This is a genomic window from Phreatobacter sp. (genome assembly GCF_027532945.1).
GTDB lineage: Bacteria > Pseudomonadota > Alphaproteobacteria > Rhizobiales > Phreatobacteraceae > Phreatobacter.
Genome location: NZ_JAPZTZ010000009.1, coordinates 177,504 through 193,835 on the forward strand (window position 1 = coordinate 177,504; position 16,332 = coordinate 193,835).

The following is a 16,332-nucleotide window of genomic DNA, read 5'->3' on the forward strand; positions in this document are numbered from 1 at the left end:
CGCGCAGACGGCAGGGCGACCATGCACGACATTCGCTGGATCAGGGACAATCCGCAGGCCTTCGATGCCGCGCTCGTGGCGCGCGGGCGTGAGCCGCTGGCCTCGTCCCTCATCGCGCTGGATGATGCCCGCAAGTCTGCCGTCTCGACCCTCCAGGCCGCCCAGGAGCGCCGCAACGCCGCCTCCAAGGAGATCGGCCAGGCCATGGGCCAGAAGGACATGGTCCGCGCCGACGCGCTGAAGGCCGAGGTCGCGGCCCTCAAGGACCGCATGGCCGAGGCCGAGGCGACCGAGAAGGCGGCGAGCGCCGACCTGACCGCCGCGCTCGAGGTCATCCCCAACATGCCGCTCGCCGACGTGCCGGTGGGTGCGGACGAGACCGGCAATGTCGAGCGTCACCGCTTCGGCACGCCGCGTGTCATCGCCGCGCCGAAAGAGCATTTCGAACTAGGCGAGGCTCTCGGCCAGATGGATTTCGAGGCGGCGGCCAAGCTCTCCGGCGCCCGCTTCGTGGTGCTCAAGAGCAAGCTCGCCCGCATGGAGCGCGCGCTCGCCCAGTTCATGCTGGACCTGCACACCGACACGCATGGCTATACGGAAGTGAACCCGCCGGTCCTGGTGAAGGATCCCGCCGTTTACGGCACGGGCCAGCTGCCCAAGGCGGCCGAGGACATGTTCGTCACCCGCGAGGGGCTCTGGCTCACCCCCACTGCCGAGGTGACGCTGACCAATCTCGTCGCCCAGGAGATCGTCGCCGAGGACGCGCTGCCGATGCGCCTGACCGCGGCCACCCAGTGCTTCCGCTCCGAGGCGGGCGCCGCTGGCCGCGACACCCGCGGCATGCTGCGCCAGCACCAGTTCCTGAAAGTCGAGCTCGTGTCGATCACCACGCCCGACGAGGCGATCAACGAGCATGAGCGCATGCTCGCCTGCGCCGAGGAGGTGCTGAAGCGGCTCGACCTGCATTACCGCGTCGTCACCCTCTGCACCGGCGATATGGGCTTCTCGGCCCGCAAGACCTACGACATCGAGGTGTGGCTGCCCGGCCAGCAGGCCTTCCGCGAGATTTCGTCCTGCTCGGTCTGCGGTGATTTCCAGGCCCGCCGGATGAATGCGCGCTATCGTCCCAAGGCGACCGACAACAAGCAGCCGGCCCCGCAATTCGTCCACACGCTGAACGGTTCGGGAACCGCGGTTGGCCGCGCCCTCATCGCCGTGATGGAGACCTACCAGCAGGACGGTGGCGCCATTGCCGTGCCGGCCGTGCTCCAGCCCTATATGGGCGGCCTCACCCTCATCGAGAAAGCCTGATGCGCATCCTTGTCACCAATGACGACGGCATCCACGCGCCGGGCCTTCTCGCGGCCGAGCGCATTGCCCGCACGTTGTCCGACGATGTCTGGGTCGTCGCGCCGGAGACCGACCAGTCCGGCGTGTCGCATTCGCTCTCGCTCAACGATCCGCTGCGCCTGCGCGAGGTCGGTGAGAAGCGCTATGCGGTGAAGGGCACGCCCACTGACTGCGTCATCATGGCGGTGAAGCACATCATGGCGGGGGAGGGGCCTGATCTCGTCCTCTCCGGCGTCAACCGCGGCCAGAATGTCGCCGAGGATGTCGGCTATTCCGGCACCATCGCCGGCGCCATGGAGGGCACAATCCTCGGCATTCCCTCGGTGGCCCTGTCGCAGTCCTACGGTCCGGAGAGCCGGCACAACGTCCATTACGAGACCGCCGAGGCCCACGCGCCCGGCATCATCCGCACCATTCTTGAAGAGGGGCTGCGGCCCGGCTCGCTCATCAATGTCAATTTCCCCAACCGCAGCCCCGACCAGGTCCGCGGCATCCGCGTCACGGCGCAGGGCCGGCGCGACCAGGAGATCCTGACCATCGACCCGCGCCACGATGGCCGCGGCAATCCCTATTACTGGATCGCCTTCGTGCGGAACCGCCACCGGATCGAGAACGGCACCGACCTCTGGGCCCTCGCCGAGGGTTATGTCTCGGTGACGCCTCTCGAAATCAACATGACTGACGAGGTGACCATGACGCGGCTTGCCGCTGTCTTCGCCGGCGACCGGGCGCCGGGAACCTGAGGGCGGGCGATGAACGCGGCGCCGGGACCGGATCACTTTCGGGCAGCCGCCGCTTTCGTCCTCATGTTGCGGCAGGCGGGACTGTCCGACCGCCGCGTGCTCAACGCCATGGAGCAGGTGCCGCGGGTGCCCTTCCTCGAGGAGGCGCATTTCGCCCTCGCTGACGAGGACGTGGCCCTGCCCATCGCCATGGGCCAGAACGTGCTGCGCCCGACGCTCATCGCGTCGATGCTGGACGCGCTCGATGTCGCGCCGCACCACCGCGTGCTGCAGATCGGCACCGGCTCGGGCTATACCGCGGCCATCCTCGGCCGCCTCGCCAAGGAGGTCGTGACGGTGGAGCGCTGGCGCACGCTCGCTGACCAGGCCCATCTACGCCTGCGTGCGCTCGGCTACGATATGGTCGAGACCATCTTTGGCGACGGTTTCGACGGCTTCGCCCAGCGCGCGCCCTATGACCGCATTCTGCTGACCTGTGCGGTCTCCGATCCGCCGCCGCACCTTCTCGCCCAGCTGGCGCCCGATGGCGTGATGGTGGTGCCGCTCACTGCAGGTGTCGTGGTCCGGACCGGCAAAGCCGACAGCCATGCCAGCCGCAACGCCTTCGCAGTGGCGCAGGTCGACCCGGCCGTCCACGGCGTTGCCCGGCGTTTGTGAAAAAGGCCCACCCCAGGGGCAGCGCGACAACCGAAACTTAACCTGAACAGGTCATAAATCTCACCTGTCAGTGGTTGTGTACCGCGTGAGTGTCGCCATGGGTCTCCGTACCGTCTCCGGCTTGTCCCGGGCCGTCGTTGTGATTGCGGTCTCCGGGCTCGGCGCCGCCTGCAGCTCCGATGTGGCGCGCTTCGACGAAAATCCCTTCCGCTCCAGCCAGGTCGCCAGCGCGCCGCAGCCGAGCGTCTCGGCGGCTCCGGTCGCCGCGGTGGAGAGCCAGCCGCTGCCCTCCCGCGACTTCGTCGTGACCTCGCCTCCGCCGGCCACGGCCCAGGGCGGCTCGCCCTTCGGCCAGGGCGGCGACCCCGGCATGACCACCGGCACGGTCACACCGCGTTCCACCTTCGGCTCCTCCAACCCGCAGACGCCCGCCGTGCGCCAAATGGCCATGGGCCAGACGACTGCTGGCGGTCCTGTGTCAACCGGCCGGGGCGGCTGGTCTTCGACCGGCGGGACGGCCATCCGCGCGGCCGCCGGCGATACGCCGGAAGGGCTATCGCGGCGCTACGGCGTGCCCGCCGCCGCGATCGCGCAGGCCAATGGCATTGCCGGCAACCAGGCGTTCGCCGCAGGTCAGAACGTCATCATCCCCACCTATTCCGTGGCCAATGCCAGCCAGGCCGCCGCAGCCCCGGTTGCCGCCGCGGCGCGCCCGGCGACGGACCTCGTCCGCCAGCCGGCCGATGCGCCTCAGCGGGCCCAGGCGCCGGCTGTATCGGCCGCCCGGACCGCGGCCGTTGCGCCCGCCCCGCAGCAGGGCCGCATGAACTGGCAGGCTGGCGCTCAGCCGACCGCCGCAACACCCGCTCCGACGGCTGCCGCCGCTCCGCGCCCTGCCCAGGCGACCCGCGGCACGCACACGGTGACCGGTGGCGAGACGCTCGCCGGTGTCGCCCGCCGTTATGGCGTGCCGCGCGACCAGCTTGCCGCCGCCAACAGCCTGCAGCCCGGCCAGGCGCTGCGCACCGGCCAGGTTCTGCGCCTTCCCGCGGTGCAGGCCTCGACGCCGGCTGCCACCCGCCAGGCCGCCGCGGCTCCGGTTCCGGCTCCCGCCGCCGCTCCGGTCGCTCGCCGCGAGCAGGCCCAGCGCGCCGTCGCCGAGGCCCAGGCGACGCCGGCTGGTCGCCAGGCCGATCCGCAGCCGACCGCCGCCATCCCGTCGCAGGCCACCATCACCCAGTCTGCCGCTCAGCCCTCGGCCGCAGCGGCCGCCGAAACCGCCTCTGCCAATGCCGAGGCCCCGGCCCGCGCCGCCAATGCCGAGCCGCAGTTCCGCTGGCCGGTGCGCGGGCGGGTGGTCGCTGGCTTCCGTGCCGGCACCAATGACGGCATCAAGCTCTCGGTTCCGCAGGGCACGCCGGTCAAGGCCGCCGAGGATGGCGTCGTCGCCTATGCCGGCAACGAGCTGCGCGGCTACGGCAACCTGGTGCTGGTGCGCCATTCCAATGGCTACGTCACGGCCTACGCCCACAACTCGACGATCGCGGTACGGCGCGGCGAGCAGGTGCGTCGCGGCCAGACCATCGCTGCCGCGGGCCAGACCGGCAACGTCTCGTCGCCGCAGCTCCACTTCGAGATCCGCCGCGGCGCGACGCCGGTCGATCCGATGACCTTCCTCGGTTCGAACTGAGACACAGACTTTCCCGGCTCGTCCGGACACGACTAGTCGATCGGTCCTCTCCTGCGACCTCCAAGGGACCGGTCATATTCGGGGCGGCACGGCGGTGCCGCCCCACTTCTTTTTTGAAAGATCAGGCCTCGAGGCGGACGCCGAGCCGTCCCGCGAGGTCCTGGACGAACTGCCAGGCGACGCGGCCGGAGCGCGAGCCGCGCGTCGTCGCCCATTCCAGCGCCTCGGCGCGCATCGTGTCGGCGTCCGCCTTCAGGCCGAAATGCTCCGCATAGCCCTGGACCATGGCGAGGTACTCGTCCTGGCTGCACTTGTGGAAGCCGAGCCAGAGACCGAAGCGGTCCGACAGCGACACCTTCTCCTCGACTGCCTCGCCGGGATTGATCGCGGTGGAGCGCTCGTTTTCCATCATGTCGCGCGGCAGGAGATGCCGGCGGTTCGACGTGGCGTAGAAGATGACATTGTCCGGACGGCCCTCGATGCCGCCTTCCAGCACGGCCTTCAGGGACTTGTAGGACGTGTCGTCGTGGTCGAACGACAGGTCGTCGCAGAAGACGATGAAGCGCAGGTCCGTGGTTCGCACCATGGCCATCAGATCCGGCAGGCTCTCAATGTCCTCGCGGTGGATCTCGACCAGCTTGAGATTGGCGCTGAGGCCTGACGCGACCCTCTGGCGGTTGACCGTCGCATGGGCGGCCTTGACGAGCGAGGACTTGCCCATGCCGCGTGAGCCCCAGAGCAGCGCGTTATTGGCCGGCAGCCCCTCGGCGAAGCGCCTGGTGTTCTCGATCAGCGTGTCGCGCGCCCGGTCGATGCCCTTGAGCAGAACCATCTCCACGCGGTTCACCCGCGGCACGGCGTCGAGCCGCGGCCCGGCCGGGTTCCACACATAGGCGTCGGCGGCGGCGAAGTCCGGTGCCGGCGGGGCAGGCGGGGCGAGACGCTCGAGCGCGGTGGCGATGCGTTCAAGCAGCGCATGGGAAAGGGGATCGGACACAGCTTGCCTCCGGCGACGGTCGCGGTCCCATGCACCAGCGTTCCGGCCTGCGCAACCGGACCACTGGAAAGACAGCCGCGCGCGGTCTACATGGGGCTTTCCGTCGGCGCCTCCGCGACCTTTCGTTGCGGGGGCATGGCGGCATCGTTGCATTCGACGCCTTCGTGGCTATAGTCCGCGCCGAAATTCCGCCCTGCTGCACCTCCGAGCGGGGCCTTCCCACGAGGATCCTTCATGTTCATCACTCCGGCCTTCGCCCAGACCGGTGCGGGCGGCACCAACGACATCCTGATGTCGATGCTGCCCTTCATCCTGATCTTCATCATCATGTATTTCCTGATCCTGCGTCCCCAGCAGAAGAAGGTGAAGATGCATCAGGAGATGATCGGCAACCTGCGGCGCGGCGACCAGGTGACGCTGTCGGGCGGCCTGATCGGCCGGATCACCAAGGTGGTCGACGATACGACGATCGAGCTCGAAATCGCCGACAACGTACGTGTCCGCGCCGCCAAGCAGTTCGTTTCGGAGCTGCGCTCGAAGAGCGAACCCGCCGACGAGAAGTGAAGCCACTCCGCACCGGCCTGACGGCCGACAGCCGAGGATGACCGATCGATGCTGAGCTTCACCCGCTGGAAGGCGACGCTGATTCTCATGACCGCCTTCGCGGTCATGCTGCTGGCGACGCCGAACCTCATGCCGCAGTCTTGGGTGGACAAGCTGCCGCGCGCGCTCCGCACCCACATGACGCTCGGCCTCGACCTCCAGGGCGGCGTCGACCTGCGCCTGCAGGTCGATTCGGACGAGGTGCGGCGGACCTTGCTGGAGCACCTGCGTGACGACGTGCGCCGCGTGCTGCGCGACGCCCGCCTGCAGGTCCAGAACATCGGCTTCCAGGGCAATGCGGTCGTGGTGCGCCTGCGGGAGGGCCAGAACGGCGACCTCGCTCTCACCGAGCTGCGCAAGATCCCGCAGGCCATCGGCGGCGCCTTCTCCACCACCGGCCAGTTTGATTCCGAAGTGTCGCGCTCCGGCGATGTTTTCACCGTCGCGGCCACCGATGCCGGCATCCGTGACAAGATCTCTCGCGCCGTGACCCAGTCCATCGAGGTGGTTCGCCGCCGTATCGACCAGCTTGGCACCACCGAACCGGTGATCCAGCGCCAGGGCCTCGACCGCATTCTGCTGCAGGTGCCGGGTGAGAAAGATCCGCGCCGCCTGAAGGACATCCTTGGCCAGACCGCAAAGCTGGAATTCCGCTTGGTCGACCAGTCGATGACTCCGGAGCAGGCGATTTCGGGCCGCCCGCCCGCGGACAGCGCCATCCTCTACGAGGAGGTCAAGGAGGGGAATCGCGTCGTCCAGCAGATTCCCTACGTGATCCAGCGCCGCGTCATCGTCTCCGGCGAGGAGCTGATCGACGCCCAGGCCGCCTTCAACGCCCAGCAGGCCGAATGGGTGGTGAGCTTCCGCTTCAATGCCTCAGGCGGCCGCAAGTTCGCCCAGACCACCACCGAGAACGTCAACCGGCCCTTCGCCATCGTTCTCGACAACAAGGTGATCTCGGCTCCCTTGATCCGTGAGCCGATCCTCGGCGGTTCGGGCCAGATTTCCGGGCGCTTCACGGCCGAGAGTTCGGCGAATCTTGCGCTGCTGCTGCGTGCCGGCGCGCTGCCCGCGCCGCTGACCGTGGTCGAGGAGCGCACCGTCGGCGCCTCGCTCGGTCAGGATTCGATCACCTCGGGCACCCGCGCCGCCATCATCGGCTCGATCTTCGTGCTGGTCTATATCTTTGCGACCTATGGCCTTTTCGGCCTCTTCGCCAACATCGCCGTCATCGTGAACGTCGTCATGATGTTCGGCCTGCTCAGCCTCATTGGCGCGACGCTGACGCTGCCGGGCATCGCCGGCATCGTGCTGACCGTCGGTATGGCGGTCGATTCGAACGTCCTGATCTTCGAGCGCATCCGCGAGGAGAGCCGCGCCGGCCGAAGCGTCATCGCCTCCATCGATGGCGGTTTCACCAAGGCGATGGGCACCATCATGGATGCCAACGTCACCCAGCTTCTCACCTCCATCATCCTGTTCTTCCTGGGAACCGGACCTGTGAAGGGTTTCGCGCTGACGCTCGGCCTCGGCATCATCACCACCATGTTCACCGCCATCACCTTTACACGCTACCTCGTCGTGCTGTGGCTGCGCTGGTTCAAGCCGGCGCGGGTGCCGATGTGACCGGCCGGCAGGGAGACTGAAGACCGTGCGCCTGCTGCGACTCATTCCGGACGACACGAAGTTCGGCTTCATGCGGTTCCGGCCGATTGCCTTCGGCATCTCGGCCTTCATCGCCGCCGCGACCATCATCGGCTTCCTGACGATCGGCCTGAACATCGGCATCGACTTCAAGGGCGGTACGCTCGTCGAGCTGCAGACCAAGCAGGGCAATGCCAATCTCAGCGAGCTGCGCACGCGCCTGCAGTCCGCCAATGTCGGTGACGTCCAGCTGCAGGAGTTCGGCGGTCCGAACCTCGTGATGCTGCGCTACGGCGAGCAGCCCGGTGGCGAGCAGGGCCAGCAGGCGGCCCTGCGCCGCGTGACGGCCCTGATCGATGCGGACTATGAGATCCGCCGCACCGAGGTCGTGGGTCCCACCGTCTCGGCCGAGCTGGTGCAGATGTCGGTCATCGGCGTCCTGCTGTCGATTCTGGCAGTCCTTGTCTATCTCTGGTTCCGCTTCGAATGGCAGTTCGCCGTCGCGGCCATGATCGCCACGCTGCACGACGTCACGGCCATCATGGCCTTCTACATCTTCACACAGTCGGACTTCGACATCACCTCGATCGCCTCGGTGCTGACCATCATCGGCTATTCGCTGAACGACACCGTTGTGGTGTTCGATCGCATCCGCGAAATGATGCGCAAGCACAAGAAGATGCCGGTGGCCGAGCTGCTCGACATCGCCATCAACTCGACCCTGTCGCGCACCACCATCACCGCGACGACGACCTTCCTCGCGCTGCTCGGCCTGTTCTTCTTCGGCGGCGAGGTGATCCAGGGCTTCACTGCCTCGATGCTGGTCGGTGTCGTGATCGGCACCTATTCGTCGATCTTCATTGCTGCGCCGATCCTGATCTATCTCGGCCTGCGCACCGGCGGCTTCGGCGCCACGCGCCAGGACGAAGATGAGGGCGAGGCCGCCAAGGCGGCGGCCAAGGCCCGGGCCTGACGTGGCACGCGGTGAGCCGATCCGCGTTCTCCACGACGGCTTCGTCCCCGGCCGCTTCGCCATCGACGCCTATGGGCGGGGCGGTTTTCGCTTTGCCGAGATGAGCCATCGCGGCTCGATCCTGGCGCTGCCCTCCGGCATTCTTGCATGGCCGGTCGTATCTGCCGGCGAGATCACCGCTGACACGCTCGACAAGGTTGTCGCCGAACGGGCGGCGATCGACGTGCTGTTGCTCGGCACCGGGGCAAGCCCCGTTGCGGTCGACGACGCCTTGCGGTGGGTCCTGCGTGACGCCGGCATCGGCCTCGACGTCATGGCGACGGGCGCTGCGGCGCGCACCTACAACATCATGCTCGGTGAAAACCGCAGGGTCGCCGCCGCTCTCGTGGCGGTGGATTGAGCCGTCATGGCGGTTCCGCCCCGTCCTGAGGCGCTCGCTGCCGCCTTCGCGCATTGCGACACGGCGGTGCGCCAGGGTGACAAGGACCGCTGGCTGGCGAGCCTCTTCGCCCCCGAATCCCGGCGCCCCGATCTCCTCGCGCTCTATGCCTTCAACCTCGAAGTGGCCTCCGTGCGCGAGCGCGTCCGCGAGGCGCTGCCGGGCGAGGTGAGGCTGCAATGGTGGCGGGATGTGCTCGAGGGAGCGGGCCGTGGGGATGTGCAGTCGCACCCCGTGGCAGCCGCGCTCCTCGATGTCGTGACGCGGCATCGTCTGCCGGTGGCACCGTTCGTCGCGCTGATCGATGCCAGGGTGGCCGACCTATACGACGATCTGCTCCCCACCGTCGGTGATCTCGAAGGCTATTGCGGCGAGACGAGTTCGGCAGTCATGCAGATGGCCGCACTGGTCCTCTCCGAGGGTGACGAGCCACGCTCCGCGGATGTCGCCGGTCATGCCGGCATTGCCTATGCGGTGACGGGAATGCTGCGCAGCTTCGCGCCTCTCGCCGCAGCCGGGCGCATGCAACTCCCGGCCGACATGCTTGAGGCACAGGGCATCACGCGCGACGACATCGTCGCACGGCGGAACCCGGAGGCGGTGAGGGCGGTGTGGGTGGCAGCCATCGCGTTGGCGCGTCGCCATCTCACGACGGCCGAGGCAGCTCTCGGGAGCGCGGATTCGCGGTGCCTTGCGGCCTTTGCCGGGCTGGCGACGGTCGGGCCAATGCTCGACCGTCTTTCACGGCATGACGATCCCTACGCGCTGGCACCCGACCTGCCGCAATGGCGGCGGCAATGGGCCATGTGGCGCTGGGCGCGGCGCTGGGCGCGGCTTGAACGCCGCGCCTGATCGTCAGGCGGCGTCGGCCACCTTGCGGGCGATGTACTCGATCTCGCCGCGCTGGAAGCCAAGATCGGCGAGCGCGCGGTCATCGAGCTGGGTCAGCTCCTCGCGGGTGCGCAGATAGACGATATGGGCCTTGAAACGGGCGACAAGGGCGTTGAGCAGGTACAGCATGGCGGACAACCTCGAACGGACGGCGATCGTTCGTTCGCGAACGATCTGGCGCATACATAGTCATTATGCTGCAGTTGCGAGATGAGAAATTGTGCACCGCAGCTATGCCGTGGGCACATGGGCCGTGAAAGGCAATTAACCAAGCGCCGCCAAGGCGATGAAGGTCGCGACACCGGCCCCCAGCGCAAGCGCCGAGACCCCGGCGAACACGATGCCGAAACGCCCCGAGCCGAGGGCCAGTCCATAGGCGGCCTTGGCGACCGTGTTCGCGGCGATGGCGACCAGCATGGCGAGCGCCGCCACCTCGACGTTGAGACCCTTGCCGGCAAGGCCTGCGGCAGTGATGACCGGCGCGTCGACATCGGCGAGGCCTGAGAGGGCGGAGATAGCGAAGACGCCCGCATCGCCGAACCAGGCCGCTGCAGCGCGGGTGGCAAAGGCGATGGCGCCGAGCAGAACCGCGAGTTGGATAACACGCCAGAGATCAAAGGGGTTGGTGGGAGAGATGGCAGCATGCTCGCCTGCATCCTGACGAGCCAGAGCCAGCGCTGCTCCTGCGGCGATCAGCGCCCCGGCCCCGAGAGCCGGGCCAACCAGGGGCAGCGCGTTGGGCGCCAGTGTCGCGATGATCAGGCCGGTGCGCAGGTAGGAGACCACCCCCGCGGCCAGCGCCCCCGCCGCAAGGCGCTTGGCATCCCCACCGTCTGCGGAACGCCGGGCGTTGGTGATGGTGGCGGCCGTCGAGGAGAGAAGTCCGCCGACCGCACCGGCCACCAATTCCCCATGCCGCTCGCCGAGCAGTTTCGCCGCGGCATAGCCCACGAAGGAGATGGCGGCGAGCAGGATGGCGAGGGTCCAGATCCGCGTCGGCGACACGCCACCAAAGGGGCCGATCGGCTCGGACGGCACGAGCGGCAGGATGACGAAGGTCATGGCGAGCAGCACGATGGCCGCCCGCAGTTCCGCGAAAGTCAGCGCCTCGACGAAGCGGTGAAGCGCCTCCCGCGCGGCGAGGATGCCGACGAGGATGACACCACCGGCGCCGGCGATCCTGAGGTCGCCGATCACCGCGAAGGCACCGAGGGCGAAGGTTGCCATCGCCGCGACGACCGTGGTGACGGAGAAACGACCTTCCGCCACCTGCTCCCGATATTGAAAGAGGCCAAACACCGCGGAGAGACCAAGGAACATCGCCGACAGGAGCAGCCCGCGTGGCGCGGTCGCGCCGAGGGCTTGGTCCAGTGCCGCGGCGAGGCCTCCGAGCGCGCCTATCAGCGTGAAGGTGCGCAGCCCTGCCGTGCGCTGGCCGTCGGTCTCCGCCCGGTCGCGCCAGTGCCGCTCGGCGCCGACGAGGGCGCCGATCGCAAGGGCGACGCCGAGGCGCTGTGCCAGTTCAAGTTCGGTCATCACGGGTCCTGGCGACGGGTCGCGTTCCGCCCCGCCGGGGATCCTATCACTCCGCGGCCTCGCGCTTCACCTTGATCGGTCGGCGCTCCAGAACCTCCGCGAGGAACCGGCCGGTATGGCTGCGCTTTTCCCGGGCGATGACCTCGGGCGGGCCCTCCGCCACGACCTCGCCGCCGCCATCGCCGCCCTCGGGGCCCATGTCGATGATCCAGTCGGCCGTCTTGATGACCTCGAGATTGTGTTCGATCACCACCACTGAATTACCCTGCGCGACGAGTTCGTGCAGCACCTCGAGGAGCTTCGCCACGTCGTGGAAGTGCAGGCCGGTCGTCGGCTCGTCGAGGATATAGAGCGTGCGGCCGGTCGAGCGCCGCGACAGCTCCTTCGACAGCTTGACGCGCTGCGCCTCGCCGCCGGACAGCGTCGTCGCCTGCTGGCCGATATGGATGTAGCCGAGGCCGACCTCCGACAGGGTCTTGAGGATGTCCCGCACCCGCGGCACCGCCTTGAAGAATTCGACGCCTTCGTCGACGGTCATGTCCAGCACGTCGGCGATCGACTTGCCCTTGAACACCACCTCCAGCGTCTCGCGGTTGTAGCGCTTGCCCTTGCAGACGTCGCAGGTGACGTAGACGTCGGGCAGGAAGTGCATCTCGATCTTGATGACGCCGTCGCCCTGGCAGGCCTCGCAGCGGCCTCCCTTGACGTTGAAGGAGAAGCGGCCGGGCTCGTAGCCGCGCGCCTTGGCCTCGGGCAGGCCGGCGAACCATTCGCGGATCGGGGTGAAGGCACCGGTATAGGTGGCCGGATTGGAGCGCGGCGTGCGGCCAATGGGCGACTGGTCGATATCGATGACCTTGTCGAGATGCTCGATGCCCTCGATCCGGTCATGCGGGGCAGGGGCCTCGCTCGCCCCGTTCAACTTGCGCGCCACGGCCTGGTAGAGCGTGTCGATGAGCAGCGTCGACTTGCCGCCGCCGGAGACCCCGGTGATGCAGGTGAACAGCCCGAGCGGGATGTCCACCGTGACGTTCTTGAGGTTGTTGCCGCGGGCGCCGACGACCTTCAGCGAGCGGCCCTTCTGCGGCTTGCGCCGCTTCGGCAGCGGCACGCCCATCTCGCCGGTGAGATACTTGCCGGTGAGCGATGCCGGATCGGCCATGATCTCGGCGGGCGTGCCCTGGGACACGATGCGCCCGCCATGGATTCCGGCGCCGGGCCCGACATCGACCACGTGGTCGGCCTGCAGGATGGCGTCCTCGTCGTGCTCCACCACGATGACGGTGTTGCCGAGGTCGCGCAGCCGTTTCAGCGTGCCGAGGAGCCGCTCATTGTCGCGCTGGTGCAGGCCGATGGAGGGCTCATCCAGCACATAGAGCACGCCGGTGAGGCCGGAGCCGATCTGGCTGGCGAGGCGGATGCGCTGGCTCTCGCCGCCCGACAGCGTGCCGGAATTGCGGCCGAGCGTCAGGTAGTCGAGGCCGACATCGACGAGGAAGTGCAGGCGGTCGCGGATTTCCTTGAGGATGCGAACGGCGATCTCGTTCTGTTTGGCCGTCAGGCGGGCGGGCAATTCGTCGAACCAGCCCCGCGCGCCGCGCACCGACATCTGCGAGATCTCGCCGATATGCTGGCCGCCGACGCGCACCGCGAGCGCCTCGGGCTTCAGGCGGAAGCCGGCGCAGACCTTGCAGGGGACGGCCGAGACGTAGCGCGAGATTTCCTCGCGCGCCCAGTCGCTCTCCGTCTCCTTCAGCCGCCGCTCGAGATTGCGGACGACGCCCTCGAAGGTCTTGGTCGTCTCGTACGACCTGAGCCCGTCGTCATAGCGGAAGGTGACCGTGTCCTCGCCGGTGCCGAACAGGATGGCCTTCTTCGCCACATCCGGCAGCTTGTGCCAGGGCACGGTCAGCGAGAAGCCGTAATGGCGGGCGAGCGCGTCGAGTGTCTGGGTGTAGAAGGGCGAGGTCGAGCGTGCCCAGGGGGCGATGGCGCCCTTGCGCAGCGACAGGTCCTTGTCGGGGATGACGAGGTCGGCGTCGATCGTCTGCTCGACGCCGAGGCCGTCGCAGGCCGGGCAGGCGCCGAACGGGTTGTTGAACGAGAACAGCCGCGGCTCGACCTCGGGGATGGTGAAGCCGGAGACCGGGCAGGCGAATTTCTCCGAGAAGAGCAGGCGCAGCGGTTCGCCGCCCTCGGTCTTGCTGTCGGCGAACTCGATGACGGCGATGCCGTCGGCAAGCTTCAGCGCCGTCTCGAAACTGTCGGCAAGACGGGTCGCCATGTCCGGCCGCACGACGAGGCGGTCCACAACCACGTCGATATCGTGCTTCAGCTTTTTGTCGAGGGCCGGGGCGTCGGCGATCTCGTAGAAGGCGCCATCGATCTTGACGCGCTGGAAGCCCTTCTTCTGCCAGTCCGCCAGCTCCTTGCGATACTCGCCCTTGCGGCCGCGCACGGCGGGGGCCAGCAGGTAGAGGCGCGAGCCCTCCGGCAGGTCGAGCGTCTTGTCGACCATCTGGCTGACCGTCTGGCTCTCGATGGGCAGGCCGGTCGCCGGCGAATAGGGCACGCCAACGCGGGCCCAGAGCAGGCGCATATAGTCGTAGATCTCGGTGACCGTGCCGACGGTGGAGCGCGGGTTCTTCGATGTCGTCTTCTGCTCGATGGAAATGGCCGGCGACAGGCCGTCGATCTGGTCGACATCCGGCTTCTGCATCATCTCGAGGAACTGGCGCGCATAGGCCGACAGGCTCTCGACATAGCGGCGCTGGCCCTCGGCATAGATCGTGTCGAACGCGAGCGACGACTTGCCTGACCCCGACAGGCCGGTGAAGACCACCAGCGCATCCCGGGGGATCGTCAGGTCGACATTCTTCAGATTGTGCTCGCGCGCCCCGCGCACCGAGATGAAGCGGGAGTCCGGGCGTCGGACATCGTCGCTGAACTTGTTGAAGAGGTCGCTCATCGCAACGGGCTCACGGGCGGCGCCAGGCGCGCGGAAAGGGTGACGCTTAAACGGAACGGCGGCAGGGGCATGGCAGCAGGATGCCGGACGCCCGCACTCCGTCCCAAGGTAGAAACGCTCGGAACGGAAAACCAGACCTGTGCCGTCACTGGATGTGTGCCGTGCACGGGAATCGTCACGTCGTCAGCGTGATATGGGGAACCTGACGGACCTTGCGAGCAAAGACAAGAACAAATATAGAACGAACGGCCGCTGCCGCATCACGGAGCGGGTGGCTGGGGATATCCGAGGGTTTTTGCCGGCGGCGCGGTGACGCATCGCACCGAACGTGGGAAGCCTCGCACCTCGTGAGCGCAAGGCGCCCCGGGCTTCAGGCCGCGGGGAAAGGGAGAGCGACGATGGCAGGCAGCGTCAACAAGGTCATCCTCATCGGCAATCTGGGGCGCGACCCCGAGGTTCGTCGCCTCAACAATGGCGAGCAGGTCTGCAACCTGCGCCTCGCGACTACCGAAACCTGGCGGGACAAGGCTTCCGGCGAGCGCAAGGAGCGCACCGAGTGGCATCAGGTGGTGATCTTCAACGAGAATCTGGTGCGCGTCGCCGAGCAGTACCTCAAGAAGGGCTCCAAGGTTTACGTCGAGGGCCAGCTCCAGACCCGCAAGTGGACCGACCAGTCCGGCGTCGAGAAATATTCGACCGAGGTCGTCCTGCAGCGCTATCGCGGCGAGATGACCCTGCTCGACGGCCGAGGCGGCGGGGGTGGCGGCGGCGATTATCCCGACGAGGGCTTCGGCGCCTCGGGCGGCGGCTTTGGCGGCGGTCAGGTCGAGGGCCGCGGCGCCATGGGTGGTTCTGGGGGGCGACAGGAAGCGCCGCGGCGGTCCGCTGCGCCTGCGGGCGGCCGCCGCATGGACGATGACGAGATCCCGTTCTGACGCCTGCCGCCATGAGCGATACGCCGGTGACGGTCGCCCTGAAGCGGGCGGCCGCCGAGGATCTCAGCTTCGTCATGGCGACCGAGCGCCTTCCGGAGCATGAAAGCCTCATCGGCCGCTGGAGCGCCGAGCGCCACATGGCGGCCATGGCCTCCGATGATTTCGCCTATCTGATCGCCTTTGCCAGTGGCGCCCCGGTCGGCTTCGCGATTCTGCGCGAGCTCACCGACCCTCACGGCAATATTGGCCTGCAGCGGATCGCCATGGTGGCACCGGGCAGGGGGTTTGGGCGCGCCTTCCTCGACCAGCTCCTCGACTGGGTTTTTGCCGAGACCTCATGCCATCGCCTCTGCCTCGAGGTCTTCACCGCCAACGCACGGGCTCGCCACGTCTATGCGAGCCTCGGCTTCGTCGAGGAAGGCATTTTGCGCGAGGTCGTGCGCCGGGGGGACGACACCCGCGTCGATCAGGCGCTGATGTCGATCCTGCGCCCGGAATGGCAGGCGCGGCGGTCGGCGGGCTAGCGCGCTGCGACGAGGCAGAGCGCCCCGATGGCGAGGAAAGCCGGCCAGGCGATGTGACGGCCGCGGCTGAGGGCGAGGATCGCCACGCCGTGGAGGAGGAACGTCACGCCGATCCCGATGATGGCGACCCGGCCGGCCTCGCCCTGCGGGGTGACGGCGAGCGCGGCGAGAACCACGGCCATTCCCGTCCAGGCGAGGGAGGTGATGTGCCAGGCATGGCGCAGCACCTGCCGGAGGAACGGGCTCTTGAGCACGCCCGGACGCGGCTCGATGGCGAGCAGGGGGCCGATCAGCCGCCGCTCGCCGATCCAGGAATGAACGATGCTAACTGCGACGGTCAGGATGGCGGCGATGAGGAGAGCGGTGCTGGTCATGGTGTCCG

Annotated in this window: 16 protein-coding genes; 11 read left to right on the top strand and 5 right to left on the bottom strand. The window is 67.9% G+C overall.

All coding sequences use genetic code 11. From position 1 onward, the window contains the following. Nucleotides 1-21: 21 nt before the first annotated feature. The 4 genes from serS to O9344_RS07565 all read left to right on the top strand — a co-directional run bounded on the left by serS (nucleotide 22) and on the right by O9344_RS07565 (nucleotide 4,440). Nucleotides 22-1,311, top strand: a complete 1,290-nt coding sequence (gene serS / locus O9344_RS07550; RefSeq protein WP_298474806.1) for a serine--tRNA ligase — start codon at nucleotides 22-24, stop codon at nucleotides 1,309-1,311. Continuing rightward, on the top strand, nucleotides 1,311-2,093 hold the full coding sequence (gene surE, locus O9344_RS07555) for a 5'/3'-nucleotidase SurE (RefSeq protein WP_298474808.1): 783 nt from the start codon (nucleotides 1,311-1,313) through the stop codon (nucleotides 2,091-2,093). Before serS ends, surE begins: the two co-directional genes overlap by 1 nt. A gap of 9 nt (nucleotides 2,094-2,102) precedes the next feature. Then, the gene (locus O9344_RS07560) at nucleotides 2,103-2,750 is read left to right on the top strand and encodes an rRNA adenine N-6-methyltransferase family protein (RefSeq protein ID WP_298474810.1); all 648 of its coding nucleotides are present in this window, start codon (nucleotides 2,103-2,105) and stop codon (nucleotides 2,748-2,750) included. 97 nt (nucleotides 2,751-2,847) lie between these two features. After that, the gene (locus tag O9344_RS07565; RefSeq protein WP_298474812.1) at nucleotides 2,848-4,440 is read left to right on the top strand and encodes a LysM peptidoglycan-binding domain-containing M23 family metallopeptidase; all 1,593 of its coding nucleotides are present in this window, start codon (nucleotides 2,848-2,850) and stop codon (nucleotides 4,438-4,440) included. Between the two features lie 121 nt (nucleotides 4,441-4,561). Here O9344_RS07565 and O9344_RS07570 read toward each other — a convergent pair whose 3' ends face one another. Further along, on the bottom strand, nucleotides 4,562-5,437 hold the full coding sequence (locus O9344_RS07570; protein WP_298474814.1) for an ATP-binding protein: 876 nt from the start codon (nucleotides 5,435-5,437) through the stop codon (nucleotides 4,562-4,564). A gap of 234 nt (nucleotides 5,438-5,671) precedes the next feature. Between O9344_RS07570 and yajC the strand changes: the two genes are divergently transcribed. Genes yajC through O9344_RS07595 form a run of 5 tightly spaced genes read left to right on the top strand, consistent with a single transcriptional unit; the run spans nucleotide 5,672 to nucleotide 9,948 of the window. Then, a complete protein-coding gene (gene yajC, locus O9344_RS07575) occupies nucleotides 5,672-6,001 on the top strand; it encodes a preprotein translocase subunit YajC (RefSeq protein WP_108176618.1) in 330 nt (109 codons plus the stop codon). 48 nt (nucleotides 6,002-6,049) lie between these two features. Next, on the top strand, nucleotides 6,050-7,666 hold the full coding sequence (secD, locus tag O9344_RS07580) for a protein translocase subunit SecD (protein WP_298474819.1): 1,617 nt from the start codon (nucleotides 6,050-6,052) through the stop codon (nucleotides 7,664-7,666). A 25-nt stretch (nucleotides 7,667-7,691) separates the two neighbouring features. Next, complete coding sequence (gene secF / locus O9344_RS07585) at nucleotides 7,692-8,657, top strand: protein translocase subunit SecF (RefSeq protein WP_298474822.1); 966 nt, start codon at nucleotides 7,692-7,694, stop codon at nucleotides 8,655-8,657. Between the two features lies 1 nt (nucleotide 8,658). Beyond that, entirely contained in the window at nucleotides 8,659-9,057 is a 399-nt protein-coding gene (locus O9344_RS07590; protein WP_298474824.1) for an Mth938-like domain-containing protein, read from the top strand. Nucleotides 9,058-9,063: 6 nt separating this feature from the next. Beyond that, nucleotides 9,064-9,948, top strand: coding sequence for a phytoene/squalene synthase family protein (locus O9344_RS07595; protein ID WP_298474826.1), 885 nt, complete (start codon nucleotides 9,064-9,066; stop codon nucleotides 9,946-9,948). 3 nt (nucleotides 9,949-9,951) lie between these two features. Here O9344_RS07595 and O9344_RS07600 read toward each other — a convergent pair whose 3' ends face one another. From O9344_RS07600 to uvrA, 3 genes are all read right to left on the bottom strand, one after another. Beyond that, nucleotides 9,952-10,116: a DUF1127 domain-containing protein gene (locus tag O9344_RS07600; protein ID WP_298474828.1), complete on the bottom strand. Its 165-nt coding sequence runs from the start codon at nucleotides 10,114-10,116 to the stop codon at nucleotides 9,952-9,954. Nucleotides 10,117-10,251: 135 nt separating this feature from the next. Further along, nucleotides 10,252-11,523 carry a DUF4010 domain-containing protein gene (locus O9344_RS07605; RefSeq protein WP_298474829.1) on the bottom strand — a complete coding sequence of 424 codons (1,272 nt, stop codon included), beginning with the start codon at nucleotides 11,521-11,523 and terminating at the stop codon, nucleotides 10,252-10,254. A 46-nt stretch (nucleotides 11,524-11,569) separates the two neighbouring features. Further along, nucleotides 11,570-14,491, bottom strand: coding sequence for an excinuclease ABC subunit UvrA (gene uvrA / locus O9344_RS07610; protein WP_298474831.1), 2,922 nt, complete (start codon nucleotides 14,489-14,491; stop codon nucleotides 11,570-11,572). A 398-nt stretch (nucleotides 14,492-14,889) separates the two neighbouring features. Here uvrA and ssb point away from each other — a divergent pair, with 398 nt between their 5' ends. Further along, a complete protein-coding gene (gene ssb, locus O9344_RS07615) occupies nucleotides 14,890-15,426 on the top strand; it encodes a single-stranded DNA-binding protein (protein ID WP_298474833.1) in 537 nt (178 codons plus the stop codon). A gap of 11 nt (nucleotides 15,427-15,437) precedes the next feature. After that, complete coding sequence (locus O9344_RS07620; RefSeq protein ID WP_298474835.1) at nucleotides 15,438-15,950, top strand: GNAT family protein; 513 nt, start codon at nucleotides 15,438-15,440, stop codon at nucleotides 15,948-15,950. Here the strand turns inward: O9344_RS07620 and O9344_RS07625 are convergent. After that, the gene (locus O9344_RS07625) at nucleotides 15,947-16,324 is read right to left on the bottom strand and encodes a hypothetical protein (RefSeq protein ID WP_298474837.1); all 378 of its coding nucleotides are present in this window, start codon (nucleotides 16,322-16,324) and stop codon (nucleotides 15,947-15,949) included. The two genes, O9344_RS07620 and O9344_RS07625, sit on opposite strands and share 4 nt — an antisense overlap. Between the last annotated feature and the right edge of the window lie 8 nt (nucleotides 16,325-16,332).